The sequence below is a fragment of the Streptomyces sp. APSN-46.1 genome (genome assembly GCF_022815725.1).
GTDB lineage: Bacteria > Actinomycetota > Actinomycetes > Streptomycetales > Streptomycetaceae > Streptomyces.
Map to the genome: position 1 here is coordinate 19,055 of NZ_JALGRF010000014.1, position 21,665 is coordinate 40,719.

23 protein-coding genes are annotated in these 21,665 nt (G+C 70.7%); 22 read left to right on the plus strand and 1 reads right to left on the minus strand.

Annotated features, from left to right (window positions below):
* The first annotated feature begins 2 nt into the window (after positions 1 to 2).
* From MTF65_RS26890 to nusB, 10 genes are all read left to right on the plus strand, one after another.
* Complete coding sequence (locus MTF65_RS26890; protein WP_243631560.1) at positions 3 to 830, plus strand: shikimate dehydrogenase; 828 nt, start codon at positions 3 to 5, stop codon at positions 828 to 830.
* Between the two features lie 57 nt (positions 831 to 887).
* Positions 888 to 1,082, plus strand: coding sequence for a hypothetical protein (locus tag MTF65_RS26895; RefSeq protein WP_243631561.1), 195 nt, complete (start codon positions 888 to 890; stop codon positions 1,080 to 1,082).
* Between the two features lie 114 nt (positions 1,083 to 1,196).
* Complete coding sequence (gene aroC / locus MTF65_RS26900) at positions 1,197 to 2,381, plus strand: chorismate synthase (protein ID WP_243631562.1); 1,185 nt, start codon at positions 1,197 to 1,199, stop codon at positions 2,379 to 2,381.
* Positions 2,378 to 2,896: a shikimate kinase gene (locus MTF65_RS26905; RefSeq protein WP_243631563.1), complete on the plus strand. Its 519-nt coding sequence runs from the start codon at positions 2,378 to 2,380 to the stop codon at positions 2,894 to 2,896. The genes aroC and MTF65_RS26905 overlap by 4 nt, the downstream gene beginning before the upstream one ends.
* Positions 2,893 to 3,984 carry a 3-dehydroquinate synthase gene (gene aroB / locus MTF65_RS26910; protein WP_243631564.1) on the plus strand — a complete coding sequence of 364 codons (1,092 nt, stop codon included), beginning with the start codon at positions 2,893 to 2,895 and terminating at the stop codon, positions 3,982 to 3,984. The genes MTF65_RS26905 and aroB overlap by 4 nt, the downstream gene beginning before the upstream one ends.
* Positions 3,981 to 4,421, plus strand: coding sequence for a type II 3-dehydroquinate dehydratase (gene aroQ, locus MTF65_RS26915; RefSeq protein ID WP_243631565.1), 441 nt, complete (start codon positions 3,981 to 3,983; stop codon positions 4,419 to 4,421). The genes aroB and aroQ overlap by 4 nt, the downstream gene beginning before the upstream one ends.
* 83 nt (positions 4,422 to 4,504) lie before the next feature.
* On the plus strand, positions 4,505 to 5,266 hold the full coding sequence (locus MTF65_RS26920) for an AAA family ATPase (RefSeq protein ID WP_243631566.1): 762 nt from the start codon (positions 4,505 to 4,507) through the stop codon (positions 5,264 to 5,266).
* Positions 5,267 to 5,485: 219 nt separating this feature from the next.
* Entirely contained in the window at positions 5,486 to 6,592 is a 1,107-nt protein-coding gene (locus tag MTF65_RS26925; protein ID WP_243631567.1) for an aminopeptidase P family protein, read from the plus strand.
* Between the two features lie 59 nt (positions 6,593 to 6,651).
* Positions 6,652 to 7,218: an elongation factor P gene (gene efp, locus MTF65_RS26930; protein WP_243631568.1), complete on the plus strand. Its 567-nt coding sequence runs from the start codon at positions 6,652 to 6,654 to the stop codon at positions 7,216 to 7,218.
* Positions 7,219 to 7,220: 2 nt separating this feature from the next.
* A complete protein-coding gene (gene nusB / locus MTF65_RS26935) occupies positions 7,221 to 7,649 on the plus strand; it encodes a transcription antitermination factor NusB (protein ID WP_243631569.1) in 429 nt (142 codons plus the stop codon).
* Between the two features lie 189 nt (positions 7,650 to 7,838).
* Here nusB and bldD read toward each other — a convergent pair whose 3' ends face one another.
* Entirely contained in the window at positions 7,839 to 8,339 is a 501-nt protein-coding gene (gene bldD / locus MTF65_RS26940) for a transcriptional regulator BldD (protein WP_007263032.1), read from the minus strand.
* 271 nt (positions 8,340 to 8,610) lie between these two features.
* Between bldD and pyrR the strand changes: the two genes are divergently transcribed.
* The 12 genes from pyrR to coaBC all read left to right on the plus strand — a co-directional run bounded on the left by pyrR (position 8,611) and on the right by coaBC (position 21,547).
* Positions 8,611 to 9,186: a bifunctional pyr operon transcriptional regulator/uracil phosphoribosyltransferase PyrR gene (gene pyrR, locus MTF65_RS26945; protein ID WP_243631570.1), complete on the plus strand. Its 576-nt coding sequence runs from the start codon at positions 8,611 to 8,613 to the stop codon at positions 9,184 to 9,186.
* 112 nt (positions 9,187 to 9,298) lie between these two features.
* Positions 9,299 to 10,285, plus strand: coding sequence for an aspartate carbamoyltransferase catalytic subunit (locus MTF65_RS26950; protein WP_243631571.1), 987 nt, complete (start codon positions 9,299 to 9,301; stop codon positions 10,283 to 10,285).
* Between the two features lie 2 nt (positions 10,286 to 10,287).
* The gene (locus MTF65_RS26955; RefSeq protein WP_243631572.1) at positions 10,288 to 11,574 is read left to right on the plus strand and encodes a dihydroorotase; all 1,287 of its coding nucleotides are present in this window, start codon (positions 10,288 to 10,290) and stop codon (positions 11,572 to 11,574) included.
* Complete coding sequence (locus MTF65_RS26960; RefSeq protein ID WP_243631573.1) at positions 11,571 to 12,152, plus strand: hypothetical protein; 582 nt, start codon at positions 11,571 to 11,573, stop codon at positions 12,150 to 12,152. Before MTF65_RS26955 ends, MTF65_RS26960 begins: the two co-directional genes overlap by 4 nt.
* Positions 12,149 to 13,306 carry a glutamine-hydrolyzing carbamoyl-phosphate synthase small subunit gene (gene carA / locus MTF65_RS26965; protein ID WP_243631574.1) on the plus strand — a complete coding sequence of 386 codons (1,158 nt, stop codon included), beginning with the start codon at positions 12,149 to 12,151 and terminating at the stop codon, positions 13,304 to 13,306. The genes MTF65_RS26960 and carA overlap by 4 nt, the downstream gene beginning before the upstream one ends.
* Positions 13,299 to 16,607 (plus strand): carbamoyl-phosphate synthase large subunit, encoded by a 3,309-nt coding sequence (carB, locus tag MTF65_RS26970; RefSeq protein WP_243631575.1) that lies wholly within the window; start codon positions 13,299 to 13,301, stop codon positions 16,605 to 16,607. The genes carA and carB overlap by 8 nt, the downstream gene beginning before the upstream one ends.
* Positions 16,608 to 16,695: 88 nt before the next feature.
* Positions 16,696 to 17,805 (plus strand): quinone-dependent dihydroorotate dehydrogenase, encoded by a 1,110-nt coding sequence (locus tag MTF65_RS26975; protein WP_243631576.1) that lies wholly within the window; start codon positions 16,696 to 16,698, stop codon positions 17,803 to 17,805.
* A complete protein-coding gene (pyrF, locus tag MTF65_RS26980; protein ID WP_308407230.1) occupies positions 17,802 to 18,641 on the plus strand; it encodes an orotidine-5'-phosphate decarboxylase in 840 nt (279 codons plus the stop codon). The genes MTF65_RS26975 and pyrF overlap by 4 nt, the downstream gene beginning before the upstream one ends.
* Positions 18,642 to 18,933: 292 nt before the next feature.
* Positions 18,934 to 19,257, plus strand: coding sequence for an integration host factor (locus tag MTF65_RS26985; RefSeq protein ID WP_112452485.1), 324 nt, complete (start codon positions 18,934 to 18,936; stop codon positions 19,255 to 19,257).
* Between the two features lie 61 nt (positions 19,258 to 19,318).
* Complete coding sequence (gmk, locus tag MTF65_RS26990) at positions 19,319 to 19,882, plus strand: guanylate kinase (protein WP_243631577.1); 564 nt, start codon at positions 19,319 to 19,321, stop codon at positions 19,880 to 19,882.
* A 70-nt stretch (positions 19,883 to 19,952) separates the two neighbouring features.
* Positions 19,953 to 20,225, plus strand: coding sequence for a DNA-directed RNA polymerase subunit omega (rpoZ, locus tag MTF65_RS26995; RefSeq protein ID WP_004948662.1), 273 nt, complete (start codon positions 19,953 to 19,955; stop codon positions 20,223 to 20,225).
* A gap of 107 nt (positions 20,226 to 20,332) precedes the next feature.
* Positions 20,333 to 21,547 carry a bifunctional phosphopantothenoylcysteine decarboxylase/phosphopantothenate--cysteine ligase CoaBC gene (gene coaBC / locus MTF65_RS27000; RefSeq protein WP_243631681.1) on the plus strand — a complete coding sequence of 405 codons (1,215 nt, stop codon included), beginning with the start codon at positions 20,333 to 20,335 and terminating at the stop codon, positions 21,545 to 21,547.
* Positions 21,548 to 21,665: the final 118 nt, after the last annotated feature.

Here is a 21,665-nt window from a genome sequence, read left to right on the forward strand (position 1 = left end):
ACATGTCACGCATACGGGCCGCGGTGCTGGGTTCGCCCATCGAGCACTCCCTTTCACCGGTGCTGCACCGCGCCGCCTACCAGGAGCTCGGCCTCGTCGACTGGTCGTACGACCGTTTCGAGATCGACGAGGCCGCGCTCCCGGAGTTCATGGCCGGCCTCGGCGCCGAATGGGCCGGGCTGTCCCTGACGATGCCGCTCAAGCGGGCGATCATCCCGCTGCTCGACGGCATCAGTGACACCGCCGCCTCGGTCGAGGCGGTCAACACGGTCGTCTTCACCGAGGACGGCCGTCGCCTCGGCGACAACACCGACATTCCCGGGATCGTTTCCGCCCTGCACGAGCGCGGCGTCGAGAAGGTGCCCTCCGCCGCGATCCTCGGCGCGGGCGCCACCGCCTCGTCGGCGTTGGCCGCGCTCTCGCGGATCTGCTCCGGCGAGGTCACCGTGTACGTCCGTTCGCGCGCCCGCGCCGACGAGATGAAGCAGTGGGGCGAGCGGCTCGGCGTCGCCGTGCGCACGGCTGACTGGTCGCGGGCAGCCGAGGCGCTGGCCGCGCCGCTGGTGATCGCGACCACCCCGGCCGGGACGACGGACGCGCTGGCCCCGGCCGTGCCGGAGGGGGCGGGGACCCTGTTCGACGTCCTGTACGACCCCTGGCCGACCGCCCTCGCGGCGGCCTGGTCGGAGCGGGGCGGCCAGGTCATCGGCGGCTTGGACCTCCTCGTCCACCAGGCCGTGCTCCAGGTCGAGCAGATGACCGGGTGCCCGAGCGCGCCGCTGGCCGCCATGCGCGCCGCGGGCGAGGCGGCGCTCCGGGCCCGGCACTGAGGCGGCTCTCCCCGCACGTTAGGCTCTCGGCTGCATGTTCGAGTCGAGGGGGACTGGGTGGACGCGGGGGAGCCGGGCCAGGTGCTGGCGTCGAAGGGGGACATCGTCTTCGGCGTGTTCAACTTCTTCCGGATCATGGTCGGTGACTGGCTGCCCGACTGGGTGAAGTGGATCATCGGCGGGCTGGTGGCCGTCGGCTGCCTCTGGGAGGGCGGCAAGTGGCTGCGGCGGCGCCGGGCCTCCGTCCGATAGCTGGACCGAGCGTCGTCCGGGGTGCCGGCCATGCGAGGATCAAGTACGGCGGATCCGGGCCGCGCACCCCGATCGCGCCGTCGCAGTAGCCGGGCGCGAGCATGAGGAGCATCGTTGAGCAGGTTGCGTTGGCTGACCGCCGGAGAGTCGCACGGACCCGCGCTGGTGGCGACGCTGGAGGGCCTTCCCGCCGGTGTCCCGGTCACCACCGAACTGGTGGCCGACCACCTGGCGCGGCGCCGGCTCGGCTATGGCCGCGGTGCCCGGATGAAGTTCGAGCAGGATGAGGTCACCTTCCTCGGTGGTGTCCGGCACGGGCTGTCGCTGGGGTCGCCCGTCGCGGTGATGGTCGGCAACAGTGAGTGGCCGAAGTGGGAGAAGGTCATGTCGGCCGATCCCGTCGATCCCTCGGAGCTGAAGGAGACCGGCCGCAACGCGCCGCTGACGCGCCCGCGTCCCGGTCACGCCGACCTCGCGGGGATGCAGAAGTACGGCTTCGACGAGGCCCGCCCGATCCTGGAGCGCGCCAGCGCCCGCGAGACCGCCGCCCGGGTCGCCCTCGGCGCCGTCGCCCGCTCCTTCCTGAAGGAGGTCGCGGGCATCGAGATCGTCTCGCACGTGGTCGAACTGGCCGCGGCCAAGGCCCCGTACGGGGTGTACCCGACCCCCGCCGACGTGGCGAAGCTGGACGCTGATCCGGTGCGCTGCCTCGACGCCGATGCCAGTAAGGCGATGGTCGCGGAGATCGACCAGGCCCACAAGGACGGCGACACCCTGGGCGGCGTGGTCGAGGTCCTCGCGTACGGGGTCCCCGTCGGCCTCGGCTCCCACGTGCACTGGGACCGGCGTCTGGACGCGCGTCTCGCCGCCGCCCTGATGGGCATTCAGGCGATCAAGGGTGTGGAGGTCGGTGACGGTTTCGACCTGGCCCGGGTGCCGGGCTCGAAGGCGCACGACGAGATCGTGGCCACCGACGAGGGCATCCGGCGTACCTCGGGCCGTTCCGGCGGTACGGAGGGCGGGCTCACCACAGGTGAACTGCTGCGTGTGCGGGCGGCGATGAAGCCCATCGCGACGGTCCCGAAGGCGCTGGCCACCGTGGACGTGGCCACCGGCGAGGCGGCCGTCGCGCACCACCAGCGTTCGGACGTGTGCGCCGTTCCGGCCGCCGGCATCGTGGCCGAGGCGATGGTCGCGCTGGTCCTCGCGGACGCCGTCGTCGAGAAGTTCGGCGGCGACTCGGTCCCCGAGACCCGCCGCAACGTCCGCTCCTACCTCGACCACCTGAGCATCCGGTGAGCGGCGGCCCCCTGATCGTCCTCGTCGGACCCATGGGATCCGGCAAGTCCACGGTGGGCGCGCTGCTCGCCGAACGGCTCGGCGTCTCCTACCGGGACACCGACGCCGACATCGTCGCGGCCACGGGCCGGGAGATTTCCGACCTCTTCATCGACGAGGGCGAGCCGCACTTCCGGGAGCTGGAGCGCCGGGCGGTCGCGGCCGCCGTCGCCGAGCACACCGGAGTCCTCGCCCTCGGCGGCGGCGCCGTCCTCGACGAAGGCACGCGCGAGCTGCTCACCGGGCTGCCCGTCGCGTACCTGTCCATGGACGTGGAGGAAGCCGTCCGGCGTGTGGGCCTGGGCGCCGCGCGCCCGATGCTCGCCGTCAACCCGCGCCGGCAGTGGCGCGAGCTGATGGAGGCCCGCCGTCACCTGTACACCGAAGTCGCGCGCGTCGTGGTGACCACCGACGACCGCACCCCCGAAGAGGTCGCCCAAGCGGTCCTCGACGCTCTGGAGTTGAAGGACGTATGACAGACCAGGTGACGCGGATCCACGTCGGTGGCAGCGCCGGGCACGACGCGTACGACGTGCTGGTGGGCCGGCAGCTGCTCGGCGAGCTGGGCAGCCTGATCGGCACGAGGGCCCAGCGGGTGGCCGTGATCCACCCCGAGGCGCTGGCCTCGACCGGTGAGGCGCTGCGGGACGACCTGGCCGCCCAGGGCTACGAGGCCGTGGCCATCCAGGTGCCGAACGCCGAAGAGGCCAAGACCATCGAGGTGGCGGCGTACTGCTGGAAGGCGCTCGGCCAGTCCGGCTTCACCCGTACCGATGTGATCGTCGGTGTGGGCGGCGGTGCCACCACCGACCTGGCGGGCTTCGTCGCGGCGTCCTGGCTGCGCGGGGTGCGCTGGATCGCCGTGCCGACGACGGTCCTGGCGATGGTGGACGCGGCCGTCGGCGGCAAGACCGGTATCAACACCGCCGAGGGCAAGAACCTCGTCGGCGCCTTCCACCCGCCGACCGGGGTGCTGTGCGACCTCGCGGCCCTGGAGTCGCTGCCGGTCAACGACTACGTCAGCGGCCTCGCCGAGATCATCAAGGCCGGCTTCATCGCCGACCCGGTGATCCTCGACCTGATCGAGGCCGACCCGCAGGCGGCCCGTACGCCCGCCGGCCCGCACACGGCCGAGCTGATCTGCCGCTCCATCCAGGTCAAGGCGGACGTGGTCTCCAGCGACCTCAAGGAGTCCGGACTCCGCGAGATCCTCAACTACGGCCACACCCTCGCGCACGCCATCGAGAAGAACGAGCGCTACAAGTGGCGGCACGGCGCGGCCGTGTCCGTCGGCATGGTCTTCGCGGCGGAACTCGGCCGGCTGGCCGGGCGGCTCGACGACGCGACGGCCGACCGCCACCGCGAGATCCTGGCCGCCGTCGGCCTGCCGCTGACCTACCGCGGCGACCAGTGGACCAAGCTGCTCCAGACCATGCAGGTCGACAAGAAGTCCCGCGGCAACCTGCTGCGCTTCGTCGTCCTGGACGGGCTCGCCAAGCCCACCGTCCTGGAGGGCCCCGACCCGGCGCACCTGATCGCGGCGTACGGCGAGGTGTCGTCGTGAGCCGCAAGGTCCTGGTGCTGAACGGCCCGAACCTGGGCCGGCTCGGTTCGCGCGAGCCCGACGTGTACGGTGCCACCTCGTACGCCGGGCTGGTGGAGAGCTGCCGCACGCTGGGCGAGGAGCTCGGGTTCGACGTCGAGGTCCGCGAGACCAACGACGAGGGCGAGCTGGTGCGGTGGCTGCACGAGGCGGCGGACGGCAAGACCCCGGTCGTGATCAACCCGGGTGCCTTCACGCACTACTCGTACGCCATGCGGGACGCGGCGGCGCAGCGCACCGCGCCGCTGATCGAGGTGCACATCTCGAACCCGTACGCCCGTGAGGAGTTCCGGCACACCTCGGTCATCGCCGCCGTGGCGACCGGCACCGTGGCGGGCTTCGGCATCGGTTCGTACCGGCTGGCACTGCGGGCGCTGGCGGAGGAAGTCTCCGCCTGACGGTGCTGCCGGTGGGTGGCCCCGCCTTCGCAGTCATATAACGTTCTCGCATCAGTCCTTGGAACGAGACGGAGTGGCAGCGGATGCAGCAAGGAGTCGGGGGCGGGGGAGCAGGCTGGGGGCAGCCGGGACAGCAGCCTCCCGTGGCGCCCCCGCAGCCGCCGATACCTCCGGCGCAGGGGTGGCCGACCGGTGCGCGGCCACCGCTGCCGCCGGCGCCGTCGGGACCGCCGGCCGGGCAGGAGCCCACGGGGCAGATCCCGCTGCCGCCCGCCGCGGCGGGTACGGGCGCGGCCACCCTGGCCGTGCTGCTGATCGGCCCGGCGGGTGCGGGCAAGACCACCGTGGCCCGGCACTGGGCCAGCACCCGGCCGGTCCCGACCGCGCACGTGAGTCTGGACGACGTCCGGGAGTGGGTGTGCTCGGGCTTCGCGGACCCGCAGGCCGGCTGGAACGACCACTCCGAGGCCCAGTACCGGCTGGCGCGGCGTACGTGCGGCTTCGCGGCCCGCAACTATCTGGCGAACGGGATCTCCTGCATCCTCGACGACGCCGTCTTCCCGGACCGGCCGGTGGTGGGCCTGGGCGGCTGGAAGCGCCACGTGGGCCCGCACCTGCTGCCGGTCGTCCTGCTGCCCGGTCTGGAGATCGTCCTGGAGCGGAACGCGGAACGGTCGGGCAACCGGCGGCTCTCCGACGAGGAGGTCGCGCGTATCCACGGGCGGATGGCGGGCTGGTACGGCTCCGGCCTGCCGATCATCGACAACTCGCAACTGGACGTCGAGGCCACGGCCCGCGCCCTGGACGAAGCCCTGGCCCGCGCCATCTCCGCCCCGGCCTACTAGCCGCCCCGCCGCAACCTCCAGCCTTGCCGGGCACCCCCGGCCAACTCCAGCCTCGCCGGCGTTTGAGGCGCGGGGTCTGGGGCGGAGCCCCAGGTAGCGCGCCCGCACGGGCTTCTCAAGCGTCGGCGAGGCCGGGAATACCCCCGCCGGCCAGGCGATGGTTACCGGACGGCGGCGCTCGTCAGGCCGGATGGGCGAGGCGCTCGTACGCTCGAAGACATGTCAGACGTGTACGCGGCCCGCCGGGGCCTGCTTCGCGACCGCTGTTCCGCTGCGGGCAACGCCGCCGCGCTGATCACGCGCCCGGCGAACGTCCGCTACCTCGCCGGGGCGGCCCCCTCGGGCGCCGTCCTGCTGGTCGGTCCCTCCGAGGACGTGCTGTTCTGCTCCAAAACCCCCACCGGCGACGCCGACGAGGGCCGGCTCGACGAGCGGCTGCGGGTGTCCGTGCTGACCGCCCCGGGCGCGGATCCCGCCGTCGCCGCGGGCGACCTGGCCGCCTCCGTACGGGCCGACTCGCTCGCTGTCGAGGAGCACCACCTCACCGTGGCCCGGCACCGCGCCCTGCGCTCCGTAGCGCCCAAGACGCGCCTCGCCGATCTCGGCTTCTCCGTGGAGCAGCAGCGCCTCGTCAAGGACGAGGAGGAGATCGCCTGCCTGCGCATCGCCGCCGAGATCGCCGACCAGGCCCTCGGTGAGCTGCTGGAGTCGATCCTCGTGGGCCGCACCGAGCGGCACCTCGCCCTGGAGCTGGAGCGCCGGCTCGTCGACCACGGCGCCGACGGCCCGGCCTTCCCGACCTCCGTCGGCACCGGGCCGAACTCCGGCCGTTCCCGGCACCGGCCCTCCGACCGCCGGGTGGAGGAGGGCGACTTCCTCACCGCCAGCCTGGGCGCGAACTACCGTGGCTATCGCTGCGAGATCGGCCGTACGTTCGTCATCGGCACCTCGCCCGCCGACTGGCAGATCGAGCTCTACGACCTGGTTTTCGCCGCCCAGCGGGCGGGCCGGGAGGCCCTCGTACCGGGCGCCGCCTACCGGGACGTGGATCATGCCGCACGCTCCGTACTGGACTCCGCCGGGTACGGAGAAGCCCTCGCTCCGTGGACCGGACACGGCGTCGGGCTCGAAATCGACGAGGACCCGCAGCTTGCACCTACGGCAATGGGTAAACTGGACGCTTGCGTGCCGGTCACCGTCGAACCGGGGGTTCACCTCCCCGGCCGGGGAGGTGTCCGGATCGATGACACGCTCGTCGTACGCCCCGAGGCGGACGGCGGTCCCGAGCTACTCACCATTACGACCAAGGAGCTGCTCGCGCTGTAGTCCGCGTTGCCGGACTGTGCGCGCATCCGTGGTCTTCCAGTGCAGGAGATTCCGCAACCGTGGCTTCCACGAACGACCTCAAGAACGGCATGGTGCTCAAGCTCGACGGTGACCAGCTCTGGTCCGTCGTCGAGTTCCAGCACGTCAAGCCCGGCAAGGGCCCGGCCTTCGTGCGCACCAAGCTCAAGCACGTGCTCTCCGGCAAGGTCGTCGACAAGACGTTCAACGCCGGCACGAAGGTCGAGACGGCCACCATCGACCGCCGCGACATGCAGTTCTCGTACATGGACGGCGAGTACTTCGTCTTCATGGACATGCAGACCTTCGACCAGCTGATGGTCGACAAGAAGGCTGTCGGCGACGCCGCCAACTTCCTCATCGAGGGCATGACCGCCTCCGTGGCGCAGAACGAGGGCTCGGTGCTCTACGTCGAGCTCCCCGCCGCCGTCGAGCTCGTCATCGAGCACACCGACCCGGGCGTCCAGGGCGACCGCTCCACCGGTGGCACCAAGCCCGCGAAGCTTGAGACCGGCTACGAGATGCAGGTCCCGCTGTTCGTCAACACGGGCGAGAAGGTCAAGGTCGACACCCGCACCGGCGACTACCTCGGCCGGGTGAGCAGCTAACCGTGGCTGCCCGGAGCAACGCGCGCAAGCGTGCTTTCCAGATCCTGTTCGAGGCCGACCAGCGCGGGGTGCCCGTGCGCGAAGTCCTCGCGGACTGGATCCGCCACGCGCGGTCGGACGACCGGCAGCCGCCGGTCAGCGCCTTCACGATGGACCTCGTCGAGGGTTACGCCGACAAGGTGAACCGCATCGACGACCTGATCGTCACCTACGCCGTGGACTGGGACATCGACCGCATGCCGGTCGTGGACCGCAACATCGTGCGCCTCGGTGCCTACGAGCTGATCTGGGTGGACGACACCCCGGACGCCGTGGCCATCGACGAGGCCGTGCAGCTGGCCAAGGAGTTCTCCACGGACGAGTCGCCCTCGTTCGTGAACGGCCTCCTGGGCCGCTTCAAGGACCTGAAGCCGAGCCTGCGCCGCGAGTAGCCTCCGGCGGCGGTTCGGCGAGAAAACGGAGGGCCCGCAGCGCTCGCGCTGCGGGCCCTCCGTTTTCTCGTGTGCCCACCAGCACGCCCCGAACACCGAGCCCCAAACAGAACCGGCGGGTGCCGGGGGAGCCCTCTCAGGCTTCCCGGCACCCGCCGGTAACGTTTCTGCTGGTCCTGGGGCCGGAGACTAGATGTCCTCGTGGGCCACGGCGCGCCGCGCGTCCGCGTCCAGCACGCCCCAGCTGATCAGCTGCTCGGTCAGGACCGAGGGCGACTGGTCGTAGATGACGGCGAGGGTGCGCAGGTCGTCCTGGCGGATCGACAGCACCTTGCCGTTGTAGTCGCCGCGCTGGCTCTGGATCGTCGCCGCGTAGCGCTGGAGGGGGCCGGCCTTCTCGGCGGGCACGCCCGCCAGGCGCTCCAGGTCGAGGCGCAGCTTCGGCGGCGGCTCGGCCGCTCCGCCGGGAGTCGTGCCCGGCAGCAGTTCCTGCACCGGAACCCCGTAGAAGTCCGCCAGCTCGGCGAGGCGCTGGACGGTCACGGCGCGGTCCCCGCGCTCGTAGGAGCCGACCACCACGGCCTTCCACCGGCCCTGGGACTTCTCCTCGACACCGTGGAGGGAAAGGCCCTGCTGGGTGCGGATGGCGCGGAGCTTGGCCCCGAGCTGTTTGGCGTATTCGCTGGACATAACGCTCCCGGACGCTGTGACGCTGTGACGACATGGACGCTGTGACGACATACAACATGACCACGTGCGGCTCCGCCGCGCGGCTGGTAACTCACTGTGAGGTTACGCAGCGTTACCTGGATGCGTCAAGCCGAATGGTCTTCATCGCCCCCTCAGGAGGGGTGTCGCGCGGCCCCGATGCGGGTTCGCCGGGATCTCCCTGCTACGGTGGACGGCGTACATCAGACGTCCTTTAAGGTCCGTCCCGTGAGGCGGAGAAGGAGGTCCATCCATGGACACCCAGCAGCACACCGATGCCGTGCGCCCCGTGCTTGAGGCGCAGGACATCGCGCGGGTCCTGACCCGCATCGCCCACGAGATCGTCGAACGCGCCAAGGGCGCCGACGACGTGGTGCTCCTCGGCATTCCCACCCGCGGTGTCTACCTCGCCCGCCGGCTGGCCGCCAAGCTCGAAGAGATCACCGGGACGAAGATCCCGGTCGGCTCCCTCGACATCACCATGTACCGCGACGACCTGCGGATGAAGCCCGCGCGAGCGATCGGCCGCACCGAGATCCCCGGCGACGACATCGACGGCCGTCTCGTGATCCTCGTCGACGACGTGCTCTTCTCCGGCCGTACCATCCGCGCCGCCCTCGACGCCCTCGGCGACCTCGGCCGCCCCCGTGCCGTGCAGCTCGCGGTCCTCGTCGACCGCGGCCACCGCGAACTGCCGATCCGTGCCGACTACGTCGGCAAAAACCTCCCGACCTCGCTGCGCGAGATCGTCAAGGTCCAGCTCCAGGAGGAGGACGGCCGCGACGCCGTACTGCTCGGCCAGCGGACCGCCCAGGCAGCAGGGCTGTAGCCCCGCCGCGCCCGGTCCCCGCGGGGGACCGCCGCGCAGCCTGCCCAGCCCCGTCCTGCCCGCCGCACCGGGCACCCTCAGCCTGCCCTCCCAGACCTACGGAGCCATCCAGATGAAGCGCCACCTCATCTCGGCCGCCGATCTCACGCGCGACGACGCCGTCCTGATCCTCGACACCGCCGAGGAGATGGCCCGCGTGGCGGACCGTCCGATCAAGAAGCTGCCCACCCTGCGCGGGCTCACGGTCGTCAACCTCTTCTTCGAGGACTCGACCCGTACCCGGATCTCCTTCGAGGCGGCCGCCAAGCGGCTCTCCGCCGACGTCATCAACTTCTCCGCCAAGGGCTCCTCGGTCTCCAAGGGCGAATCCCTGAAGGACACCGCGCTGACCCTGGAGGCCATGGGAGCGGACGCGGTCGTCATCCGCCACCACGCCTCCGGCGCCCCCTACCGGCTCGCGACCTCCGGCTGGATCGACTCCGCCGTGGTCAACGCCGGCGACGGCACCCACGAGCACCCCACCCAGGCCCTGCTGGACGCCTTCACCATGCGCCGCCGCCTGGTCGGCCGCGACGCCGGGCTCGGCAAGGACCTGAACGGCCGCCGGATCACCATCGTCGGCGACGTCCTGCACAGCCGGGTGGCCCGCTCCAACGTGCAGCTGCTCCACACCCTGGGCGCCGAGGTCACCGTGGTGGCCCCGCCCACGCTGGTCCCGATCGGCGTCGAGAGCTGGCCGTGCGAGGTCTCGTACAACCTCGACGAGGTGCTGCCGAAGTCCGACGCTGTGATGATGCTGCGTGTGCAGCGCGAACGCATGAACGCCGCCTTCTTCCCGACCGAGCGCGAGTACTCCCGCCGGTACGGGCTCGACGGCGACCGGATGGCGAAGATGCCCGAGCACGCCATCGTGATGCACCCCGGCCCGATGAACCGCGGCATGGAGATCACCGCCGAGGTCGCCGACTCCGACCGCTGCACGGCCGTCGAGCAGGTCGCGAACGGCGTGTCCACCCGGATGGCCGTCCTGTACCTGCTGCTCGGAGGCTCCGAGCCCGCCGTCACCACCACCGCTGCCCGTACCGAGGAGAGCAAGTAAAGATGAGCAAGATCCTTATTCGTGGCGCGAAGGTACTCGGCGGCGAGGCGCAGGACGTCCTGATCGACGGCGAGACCATCGCCGCCGTGGGCGCGGGCCTGGACGCCGAGGGCGCCACCGTCATCGAGGCCGCCGGCCAGACGCTCCTCCCCGGCCTCGTCGACCTGCACACCCACCTGCGCGAGCCGGGCCGGGAGGACTCCGAGACGGTCCTGACCGGCACCCGCGCCGCCGCCTCCGGCGGCTTCACCGCCGTGTTCGCCATGGCGAACACCTTCCCGGTCGCCGACACCGCCGGTGTCGTCGAGCAGGTCTGGCGCCTGGGCAAGGAGTCCGGCTACTGCGACGTGCAGCCCATCGGCGCCGTCACCGTCGGCCTGGAGGGCAAGCAGCTCGCCGAGCTGGGCGCCATGCACGAGTCCGCCGCCCGCGTCACCGTGTTCTCCGACGACGGCAAGTGCGTCGACGACGCGGTGATCATGCGCCGCGCCCTGGAGTACGTGAAGGCCTTCGGCGGCGTCGTCGCCCAGCACGCCCAGGAGCCCCGCCTCACCGAGGGCGCCCAGATGAACGAGGGCGTCGTCTCCGCCGAGCTCGGCCTCGGCGGCTGGCCCGCCGTCGCCGAGGAGTCGATCATCGCCCGCGATGTCCTCCTCGCCGAGCACGTCGGCTCCCGCGTGCACATCTGCCACCTCTCCACCGCCGGCTCCGTCGAGATCGTCCGCTGGGCCAAGTCCCGCGGCATCGACGTCACCGCCGAGGTCACCCCGCACCACCTCCTCCTCACCGACGAGCTCGTCCGCTCGTACAACGCGGTCTACAAGGTCAACCCGCCGCTGCGCACCGAGCGCGATGTGCTCTCCCTGCGCGAGGCGCTCGCCGACGGCACGATCGACATCGTCGCCACCGACCACGCCCCGCACCCGCACGAGGACAAGGACTGCGAGTGGGCCGCCGCCGCCATGGGCATGGTGGGCCTGGAGACCGCGCTCTCCGTCGTCCAGCAGACGATGGTGGAGACCGGCCTGCTCGACTGGGCGGGCGTCGCCGAGCGGATGTCCTTCGCCCCGGCCCGGATCGGCGGCCTCGCGGGCCACGGCCGTCCCGTCTCGGTGGGTGAACCCGCCAACCTGACCTTGGTGGACACCTCGTACCGTGGTGTCGTGGACCCCGCACAGTTCGCCTCCCGCAGCCGCAACACGCCTTACGAGGGCCGTGAGCTTCCGGGACGCGTCACTCACACCTTCCTGCGGGGCCGGGCAACGGTCGTGGACGGGAAGCTGGCGTGACACCTGCAGTAATCCAACTGGCCGCCGAGGCCGCCGAACGACAGTCCGCGGAGGTGACGGACTGGGGCGCCCGCATCGCGTGGGTGATCGGTCTGCTCGTCTTCATCGCGTTCGTGTACTGGCTGATGCGGCAGGGCTGGAAATGGCGCGGCGCTCTGCAGAGTGATCTGCCCGAGCTGCCCGCCGCCCCGAGCGGTCTCCCCGAGCACCGGCTGGCCCTGACCGGCCGGTACCACGGGTCCACCACCGCCGGGCAATGGCTCGACCGGATCGTCGCCCACGGTCTGGGTGTCCGCAGCCGGGTCGAGCTCACGCTCACCGACGCGGGCCTCGACGTGGTCCGTCCGGGGGCCACCGACTTCTTCGTACCGGCCGCGCGGCTGCGCGGCGCCCGCCTCGACAAGGGAATCGCGGGCAAGGTACTCACCGAGGGCGGTCTGCTCGTCGTCACCTGGGCGCACGGCGACAAGCTGATCGACTCCGGATTCCGCTCCGACCGCGCGGCCGAACACGCCGCCTGGGTCGAAGCCGTCAACCTCATGAACCCATCCACCACGACGGAAGGCGCCGCACGATGACGACCTCCACCAGGGGAGCAGACAAAACTCCCGCCGTACTCGTCCTGGAGGACGGTCGGATCTTCCGCGGCCGCGCCTACGGCGCCCACGGTGAGACCTTCGGTGAGGCCGTGTTCTCCACCGGCATGACCGGCTACCAGGAGACCCTCACCGACCCGTCGTACCACCGCCAGGTCGTCGTGATGACGGCCCCGCACGTGGGCAACACCGGCGTCAACGACGAGGACCCCGAGTCCTCCCGCATCTGGGTGTCCGGGTACGTCGTGCGCGACCCGGCGCGCGTCCCCTCGAACTGGCGCTCCCAGCGCTCGCTGGACGAGGAGCTGGTCAAGCAGGGCGTCGTCGGCATCTCCGGCATCGACACCCGCGCCCTGACCCGCCACCTGCGCGAGCGCGGCGCCATGCGCGTCGGCATCTTCTCCGGCAACGCGATCTCCGACGACGGCATGCTGCTGGCCAAGGTGCGCCAGGCCCCCGAGATGAAGGGCGCCGACCTCGCGGCCGAGGTCGCCACCAAGGAGGCGTACGTCGTCCCCGCGATCGGTGCGAAGAAGTTCACCGTCGCCGCCGTGGACCTCGGCATCAAGGGCATGACCCCGCACCGGATGGCCGAGCGCGGCATCGAGGTGCACGTCCTGCCCGCCACCGCCACCGTCGAGGACGTGTACGCGGTCCGGCCGGACGGCGTGTTCTTCTCCAACGGCCCGGGCGACCCGGCCACCGCCGACCACGCGGTCTCCGTCATGCAGGGCGTCCTCGCGCGCAAGACCCCGCTCTTCGGCATCTGCTTCGGCAACCAGATCCTGGGCCGCGCGCTCGGCTTCGGCACGTACAAGCTGAAGTACGGCCACCGCGGCATCAACCAGCCGGTGCAGGACCGCACCACCGGCAAGGTCGAGGTCACCGCGCACAACCACGGCTTCGCCGTCGACGCGCCCCTCGACAAGGTCTCCCAGACCCCCTACGGCCGCGCCGAGGTCTCCCACGTCTGCCTGAACGACCAGGTCGTCGAGGGACTCCAGCTCCTCGACCAGCCGGCCTTCAGCGTCCAGTACCACCCCGAGGCGGCCGCCGGCCCGCACGACGCCGCGTACCTCTTCGACCGTTTCACGTCTTTGATGGAAACCGCCCTGATGGAGGCCGACCGTGCCTAAGCGCACCGATATCCAGTCCGTCCTGGTCATCGGCTCCGGCCCGATCGTCATCGGCCAGGCAGCCGAGTTCGACTACTCCGGCACCCAGGCCTGCCGCGTCCTGAAGGCCGAGGGCCTGCGGGTCATCCTGGTCAACTCCAACCCGGCGACGATCATGACCGACCCGGAGATCGCCGACGCCACGTACGTCGAGCCGATCACCCCCGAGTTCGTCGAGAAGATCATCGCGAAGGAGCGCCCCGACGCGCTGCTCCCGACCCTCGGCGGCCAGACCGCGCTGAACACCGCCATCTCCATGCACGAGCAGGGTGTGCTGGAGAAGTACGGTGTCGAACTCATCGGCGCCAACGTCGAGGCCATCAACAAGGGTGAGGACCGCGACCTCTTCAAGGGCGTCGTCGAGGCCGTCAACGCCAAGATCGGCCACGGCGAGTCCGCCCGCTCGGTCATCTGCCACTCGATGGACGACGTCATCAAGGGCGTCGACACCCTCGGCGGCTACCCCGTCGTCGTGCGCCCCTCCTTCACCATGGGCGGCGCCGGCTCCGGCTTCGCCCACGACGAGGAAGAGCTGCGCCGCATCGCCGGCCAGGGCCTCACGCTCTCCCCGACCACCGAGGTGCTCCTGGAAGAGTCCATCCTCGGCTGGAAGGAGTACGAGCTGGAGCTGATGCGCGACACCAAGGACAACGTGGTCGTCGTCTGCTCCATCGAGAACTTCGACCCGATGGGCGTGCACACCGGCGACTCGATCACCGTCGCCCCGGCGATGACGCTCACCGACCGCGAGTACCAGCGGCTGCGCGACATCGGCATCGCGATCATCCGCGAGGTCGGCGTCGACACCGGCGGCTGCAACATCCAGTTCGCGATCGACCCGGTCGACGGCCGCGTCATCGTCATCGAGATGAACCCGCGCGTCTCGCGCTCCTCGGCGCTCGCGTCGAAGGCTACCGGCTTCCCGATCGCCAAGATCGCCGCCAAGCTGGCCATCGGCTACACGCTCGACGAGGTCCCCAACGACATCACCGAGAAGACCCCGGCCTCCTTCGAGCCGTCCCTCGACTACGTCGTCGTCAAGGCCCCGCGCTTCGCCTTCGAGAAGTTCCCGCTCGCCGACGCCACCCTCACCACCACCATGAAGTCGGTGGGCGAGGCCATGGCCATCGGCCGCAACTTCACCGAGGCGCTCCAGAAGGCCCTGCGCTCCCTGGAGAAGAAGGGCTCGCAGTTCACCTTCGTCGGCGACCCCGGTGACAAGGCCGAGCTGCTCGCCACCGCGGTCCGCCCGACCGACGGCCGCATCAACACCGTCATGCAGGCCATCCGCGCCGGCGCCACCCAGGAAGAGGTCTTCGAGTCCACGAAGATCGACCCCTGGTTCGTCGACCAGCTCTTCCTGATCAAGGAGATCGCGGACGGGCTCGCCGCCGCCGAGAAGCTCGACCCCGAGCTCCTCGCCGAGGCCAAGCGGCACGGCTTCTCCGACGCCCAGATCGCGGAGATCCGCGGCCTGCGCGAGGACGTCGTCCGCGAGGTCCGCCACGCCCTCGGCATCCGCCCGGTCTACAAGACGGTCGACACCTGCGCCGCCGAGTTCGCCGCGAACACCCCGTACTTCTACTCGTCCTACGACGAGGAGTCCGAGGTCGCGCCCCGCACCAAGCCCGCGGTGATCATCCTGGGCTCCGGCCCGAACCGCATCGGCCAGGGCATCGAGTTCGACTACTCCTGCGTCCACGCCTCCTTCGCCCTCAGCGAGGCCGGCTACGAGACCGTGATGGTCAACTGCAACCCGGAGACCGTCTCCACGGACTACGACACCTCCGACCGCCTGTACTTCGAGCCGCTCACGCTCGAAGACGTGCTGGAGATCGTCCACGCCGAGTCCCTCGCGGGCCCGATCGCCGGCGTCATCGTCCAGCTCGGCGGCCAGACCCCTCTCGGTCTCGCCCAGGCGCTCAAGGACAACGGCGTCCCGGTCGTCGGCACCTCCCCGGAGGCCATTCACGCCGCCGAGGACCGCGGCGCCTTCGGCCAGGTCCTCGCCGACGCCGGACTGCCCGCGCCCAAGCACGGCACCGCCACCACCTTCCCGGGTGCCAAGGCCATCGCCGACGAGATCGGCTACCCGGTCCTCGTCCGCCCGTCCTACGTGCTCGGCGGCCGCGGCATGGAGATCGTCTACGACGAGGCCCGGCTGGAGGCGTACATCGCCGAGTCCACCGAGATCTCGCCGACCCGCCCGGTGCTGGTCGACCGCTTCCTCGACGACGCGATCGAGATCGACGTGGACGCCCTCTACGACGGCACCGAGCTCTACCTCGGCGGCGTCATGGAGCACATCGAGGAAGCCGGCATCCACTCCGGCGACTCGGCCTGCGCCCTGCCCCCGATCACCCTCGGCGGCTACGACATCAAGCGCCTGCGCGCCTCCACCGAGGCCATCGCCAAGGGCGTCGGCGTCCGCGGCCTGATCAACATCCAGTTCGCGATGGCGGGTGACATCCTCTACGTCCTGGAGGCCAACCCGCGCGCCTCCCGGACCGTCCCCTTCACCTCGAAGGCGACCGCGGTCCCGCTGGCCAAGGCCGCCGCGCGCATCTCGCTCGGCGCCACCGTCGCCGAGCTGCGCGCCGAGGGCATGCTGCCGAAGACCGGCGACGGCGGCACCCTGCCGCTCGACGCGCCGATCTCCGTCAAGGAGGCCGTCATGCCGTGGTCGCGCTTCCGCGACATCCAGGGCCGCGGCGTGGACACCGTCCTCGGCCCGGAGATGCGCTCCACCGGCGAGGTCATGGGCATTGACACCGTCTTCGGCACGGCGTACGCCAAGTCGCAGGCCGGCGCCTACGGCCCGCTGCCCACCAAGGGCCGGGCGTTCATCTCCGTCGCCAACCGCGACAAGCGCTCGATGATCTTCCCGGCGCGCGAGCTCGTCGCCCACGGCTTCGAGCTGCTCGCCACCTCCGGCACCGCCGAGGTGCTCCGCCGCAACGGCATCAACGCCACCGTGGTGCGCAAGCTCAGCGAGGGCGAGGGCCCCGGCGGCGAGAAGACCGTCGTCCAGCTCATCCACGACGGCCAGGTCGACCTGATCGTCAACACCCCGTACGGCACCGGCGGCCGCCTCGACGGCTACGAGATCCGCACGGCGGCCGTGTCGCGCGGCGTCCCGTGCCTGACCACGGTCCAGGCGCTCGCCGCCGCCGTCCAGGGCATCGACGCGCTCAACCGCGGCGACGTGGGCGTCCGCTCGCTCCAGGAGCACGCGCGGCAGCTGACCGCGGCCCGCGACTAGCAGCCCGTACGACATACGAAAGGGGGGCACCGGCGCCACAGCGACCGGTGTCCCCCCTTTCTTGAGCGCACAAGGGATATTTCGGACGATGTACAAACTGTTCTTCAACCTGGTCTTCAAGCGGATGGATCCCGAGCGGGCCCACTACACGGCCTTCCGCTGGATCCGCCTCGCGGCCCGTACGCCGGTGCTGCGGACCCTCGTCGCGGCCTGGCTGGCACCGCGCTTCAAGGAGCTGCGCACGGAGGCCCTGGGCCTGCGGATGCACGGGCCCTTCGGACTCGCGGCCGGCTTCGACAAGAACGCGGTGGCCATCGACGGCATGTCGATGCTCGGCTTCGACCACGTCGAGATCGGCACGGTCACGGCGCGGCCCCAGCCGGGCAACCCGAAGAAGCGGCTGTTCCGGCTGGTGCCGGACCGCGCGCTGATCAACCGCATGGGCTTCAACAACGAGGGCTGCGAGGCCGTGGCCGAGCGCCTGGCGGCCCGCGAGGCCGTCTTCCGCACGGTCGTGGGCGTCAACATCGGCAAGACGAAGGTCGTGCCCGAGGAGGAGGCGGTGGGGGACTACGTCGCCTCCACCGAGCGACTGGCCCGCCACGCGGACTACCTGGTCGTGAACGTCTCCTCGCCGAACACCCCGGGCCTGCGCAACCTCCAGGCGACCGAGTCGCTGCGGCCGCTGCTGACGGCGGTCCGCGAGGCCGCGGACCGCACGGTGACGGACCGCCGGGTTCCGCTGCTCGTCAAGATCGCGCCGGACCTGGCGGACGAGGACGTGGACGCGGTCGCGGACCTCGCCCTGGAACTCGGCCTGGACGGCATCATCGCGACGAACACCACCATCGCCCGGGAGGGCCTGGGGCTGAAGTCCGACCCCACGCTGGTCAAGGAGACCGGCGGGCTCTCCGGCGCCCCGGTCAAGGAGCGCTCCCTGGAGGTCCTGAGGCGCCTGTACGCCCGTGTGGGGGACCGCCTGGTCCTCGTGGGCGTCGGGGGCATCGAGAACGCCGAGGACGCCTGGCAGCGGATCCTGGCCGGCGCGACCCTGATCCAGGGCTACAGCGCGTTCATCTACGAGGGCCCGTGCTACGCCCGCGCGATCCACAAGGGCCTGGCGGCGCGCCTGGCCGACAGCCCGTACGCGACCCTCGCCGAAGCGGTGGGCGCCGAGACCCGAAAGGCCGCCCTGTGACTGTGACCCCGTTCGGTACCCGCCTGCGTGAGGCGATGGACACCCGCGGCCCGCTGTGCGTGGGCATCGACCCGCACGCGGCCCTGCTGGCCTCGTGGGGCCTGAACGACGACATCGCGGGGCTGGAGAGGTTCTCCCGCACCGTCGTCGAGGCGCTGGCGCAGGAGGTCGCGGTGTTCAAGCCGCAGGCCGCCTTCTTCGAGCGGTTCGGCTCGCGGGGCATCGCCGTACTGGAGCGGACCGTCGCGGACGCCCGCGCGGCGGGCGCGCTCGTCGTGATGGACGCGAAGCGCGGGGACATCGGCTCGACCATGGCCGCGTACGCGCAGACGTTCCTGTCGCCGTCCTCGCCGCTGTTCTCGGACGCCCTGACGGTCTCCCCGTACCTGGGCTACGGCTCCCTGGCCCCGGCGGTCGAGCTGGCGCGCGAGTCCGGCGCGGGCCTGTTCGTCCTCGCCCTCACCTCGAACCCGGAGGGCGCGGAGGTCCAGCGGGCGGTCCGGGAGGACGGGCGGTCGATCGGCGCGACGATGCTGGCGCATCTGGCGGCGGAGAACGCGGGCGCCTCTCCCATGGGCTCCTTCGGGGCCGTGGTGGGCGCGACGCTCGGCGACCTGTCCTCCTTCGACCTGGACATCAACGGGCCGCTGCTGGCCCCGGGCATCGGCGCGCAGGGCGCCACCGCCGCCGATCTCCCGGCAGTCTTCGGCGCGGCCGTGCGCAATGTCGTCCCGAACGTGTCGCGGGGCGTCCTGAAGCACGGTCCGGACGCGGGTGCGCTCCGCGCGTCGGCGGCCGGGTTCGCGGACGAGATCCGCAAGGCCGTCTCCGCCTGACCGGCGGGCGCGGAGGCCCTCGCGGACGAGCGCGTCGCACCTCTTGACGAAATTCGAACGTCCTTCACCGGACAAATCCGGGGCGATATGTCTGTGATGTACGGTTCAGTGGAGGCTGACCAGGACTTTTCGTCCGTTCTCGCTGACTGGAGCGGTCTTGGCCGCTAGTCTCCGAGCAGAGTGAACGAGCAGCGAGCGAATAACGGCGCTGTTCGGGAGCTCGCCTGGTGTGGTGCCTTCGGGCTCCCCACCGGTCCGTATCCGACAGTTCGACATCCGAGGTGACGTAGGCGTGGCTCTTCCGCCCCTTACCCCTGAACAGCGCGCAGCCGCGCTCGAAAAGGCCGCCGCGGCTCGCCGGGAGCGGGCCGAGGTCAAGAATCGACTCAAGCACTCCGGCGCCTCCCTCCAGGACGTGATCAAGACGGGCCAGGAGAACGACGTCATCGGCAAGATGAAGGTCTCCGCCCTGCTGGAGTCCCTGCCTGGCGTGGGCAAGGTGCGCGCCAAGCAGATCATGGAGCGCCTCGGCATCTCCGAATCCCGGCGTGTCCGAGGTCTCGGCTCCAACCAGATCGCCTCTCTGGAGCGTGAGTTCGGCACTCCCGCCGGCTGACGCGTCGCCTGAAGTTCTCCCGGCGTTCTCAGGCAGTCCCGAGAACCTGGATAATCGCTCTATGGCAGCAGAGGTTCGTCCGCGGCTGACCGTGCTCTCCGGCCCTTCGGGTGTCGGCAAGAGCACGGTCGTCGCGCATATGCGCAAGGTCCACCCGGAGGTATGGCTCTCGGTGTCGGCCACCACCCGCAAGCCGCGGCCCGGTGAGCGACACGGAGTCCACTACTTCTTCGTCAACGAGGACGAGTTCGACAAGCTGATCGCCAACGGCGAGCTGCTGGAGTGGGCCGAGTTCGCGGGCAACCGCTACGGCACACCGCGCGGCGCGGTGCTGGAGCGTCTGGAGAACGGCGAGCCCGTTCTTCTGGAGATCGATCTTCAGGGCGCCCGGCTCGTCCGCGAGTCGATGCCCGAGGCCCAGCTGGTCTTCCTGGCCCCGCCGAGCTGGGAGGAGCTGGTCCGCCGGCTCACCGGCCGGGGCACCGAATCGCCGGAGGTCATCCAGCGCCGCCTGGAGACCGCCAAGGTCGAGCTGGCTGCCGAGTCCGAGTTCGACATGACCCTTGTCAACACCTCCGTCGAGGACGTAGCGCGCGAGCTGCTAGCCTTGATGGAAGTTGTCTGATCGTTGACCGATGTTCAATCGGTCGATGCGAGATCGTTTCGATCTTTCACCCATCTTCGGAAGGTAGAGCGTGTCCTCTTCCATTACTGCGCCCGAGGGCATCATCAACCCGCCGATCGACGAGCTGCTCGAGGCCACGGACTCGAAGTACAGCCTCGTGATCTACGCGGCCAAGCGCGCGCGTCAGATCAACGCGTACTACTCGCAGCTCGGTGAGGGCCTGCTCGAGTACGTCGGCCCTCTGGTGGACACCCACGTCCACGAGAAGCCGCTTTCGATCGCGCTGCGCGAGATCAACGCGGGTCTGCTGACCTCCGAGGCCATCGAGGCCCCGGCTCAGTAAGGCACCGAGAAGCCTTTCATCCCAGGCCCGGCAGAACATCTGCCGGGCCTGTGGTGTGTCATGGGTGAGTACGCGTGGAACGTGTCCGTGTCGAAGAGGAGTGCGTAGTGGGCAAGCCGAAGGTCGTGCTCGGAGTCAGCGGCGGGATCGCCGCCTACAAGGCGTGCGAGCTGCTGCGCCGGCTGACCGAGTCCGGGCACGAGGTACGGGTCGTCCCCACGGCGGCGTCCCTGAACTTCGTGGGCGAGGCCACCTGGGCCGCGCTGTCCGGGAACCCGGCCTCCACCGAGGTCTGGGAGACCGTCCACGAGGTCCCGCACGTCCGCATCGGGCAGGCGGCCGACCTCGTCGTCGTCGCCCCGGCGACCGCCGACCTGCTGGCCAAGGCCGCCCACGGGCTGGCCGACGACCTGCTCACCAACACGCTGCTGACCGCGCGCTGTCCGGTGGTCTTCGTACCCGCGATGCACACCGAGATGTGGGAACACCCCGCCACCCAGGAGAACGTGGCCACGCTGCGCCGGCGCGGAGCCGTCGTCATCGAGCCCGCCGTGGGCCGGCTGACCGGCAAGGACACGGGCAAGGGGCGGCTGCCCGACCCCGACGAGATCTTCGAGGTCTGCCGCCTTGTCTTGGCGCGCGGGGTGGCCGGGCCCGACCTGGCCGGGCGGCATGTGGTCATCAGCGCCGGCGGCACGCGCGAACCGCTCGACCCGGTCCGCTTCCTCGGCAACCGCTCCTCCGGCAAGCAGGGCTACGCGCTGGCCCGCACCGCCGCCGCACGCGGGGCCCGGGTCACCCTGGTGGCGGCCAACGCGGCCCTGGCCGACCCGGCCGGCGTGGACGTCGTACGCGTGGGCACGGCCCTCCAGCTGCGCGAGGCGGTCCTCAAGGCGGCCGGTGACGCCGACGCCGTGGTGATGGCCGCGGCCGTGGCCGACTTCCGGCCCGCCGTCTACGCCGACGGGAAGATCAAGAAGAAGGACGGGCAGGAGCCCGCGCCGGTGAACCTTGTGCGAAATCCGGACATCCTTGCGGAGATCTCGGCCGAAAGGGCCAAGGAGGGGCAGGTCGTCGTCGGTTTCGCCGCGGAGACGGACGACGTCCTGGCCAACGGGCGGAACAAACTCGTCCGCAAGGGGTGTGACCTTCTGGTGGTCAATGAGGTAGGTGAGGCCAAGACCTTCGGTTCCGAGGAGAACGAGGCGGTGATCCTCGCATCCGATGGGATGGAGCTCCCTGTCGCCCATGGTCCGAAGGAGGTCCTGGCGGACGCCATTTGGGATCAGGTGGTGCCGCGGCTCGCGCCCCGAACGGCCTGAGTGGCGCTCTTCTCTGCGGTAAATCCGTACGCCAGAATGGAGTGCCGCAGGTCACACCTCTCCCATTGGGCGAGACAAGTGGTCCCGTAAACGGTGGCGACCGATAAACTGCACCCGG

What these genes read in the sequence shown, in the direction of transcription:
- MTF65_RS26890 (WP_243631560.1), top strand. Translation starts at nt 3, where the DNA reads ATGTCACGCATACGGGCCGCGGTGCTGGGTTCGCCCATCGAGCACTCC.
- aroB (WP_243631564.1), top strand. Translation starts at nt 2,893, where the DNA reads ATGACAGACCAGGTGACGCGGATCCACGTCGGTGGCAGCGCCGGGCAC.
- MTF65_RS26920 (WP_243631566.1), top strand. Translation starts at nt 4,505, where the DNA reads ATGCAGCAAGGAGTCGGGGGCGGGGGAGCAGGCTGGGGGCAGCCGGGA.
- MTF65_RS26925 (WP_243631567.1), top strand. Translation starts at nt 5,486, where the DNA reads ATGTCAGACGTGTACGCGGCCCGCCGGGGCCTGCTTCGCGACCGCTGT.
- bldD (WP_007263032.1), bottom strand. Translation starts at nt 8,339, where the DNA reads ATGTCCAGCGAATACGCCAAACAGCTCGGGGCCAAGCTCCGCGCCATC.
- pyrR (WP_243631570.1), top strand. Translation starts at nt 8,611, where the DNA reads ATGGACACCCAGCAGCACACCGATGCCGTGCGCCCCGTGCTTGAGGCG.
- MTF65_RS26950 (WP_243631571.1), top strand. Translation starts at nt 9,299, where the DNA reads ATGAAGCGCCACCTCATCTCGGCCGCCGATCTCACGCGCGACGACGCC.
- MTF65_RS26955 (WP_243631572.1), top strand. Translation starts at nt 10,288, where the DNA reads ATGAGCAAGATCCTTATTCGTGGCGCGAAGGTACTCGGCGGCGAGGCG.
- carA (WP_243631574.1), top strand. Translation starts at nt 12,149, where the DNA reads ATGACGACCTCCACCAGGGGAGCAGACAAAACTCCCGCCGTACTCGTC.
- MTF65_RS26975 (WP_243631576.1), top strand. Translation starts at nt 16,696, where the DNA reads ATGTACAAACTGTTCTTCAACCTGGTCTTCAAGCGGATGGATCCCGAG.
- gmk (WP_243631577.1), top strand. Translation starts at nt 19,319, where the DNA reads ATGGCAGCAGAGGTTCGTCCGCGGCTGACCGTGCTCTCCGGCCCTTCG.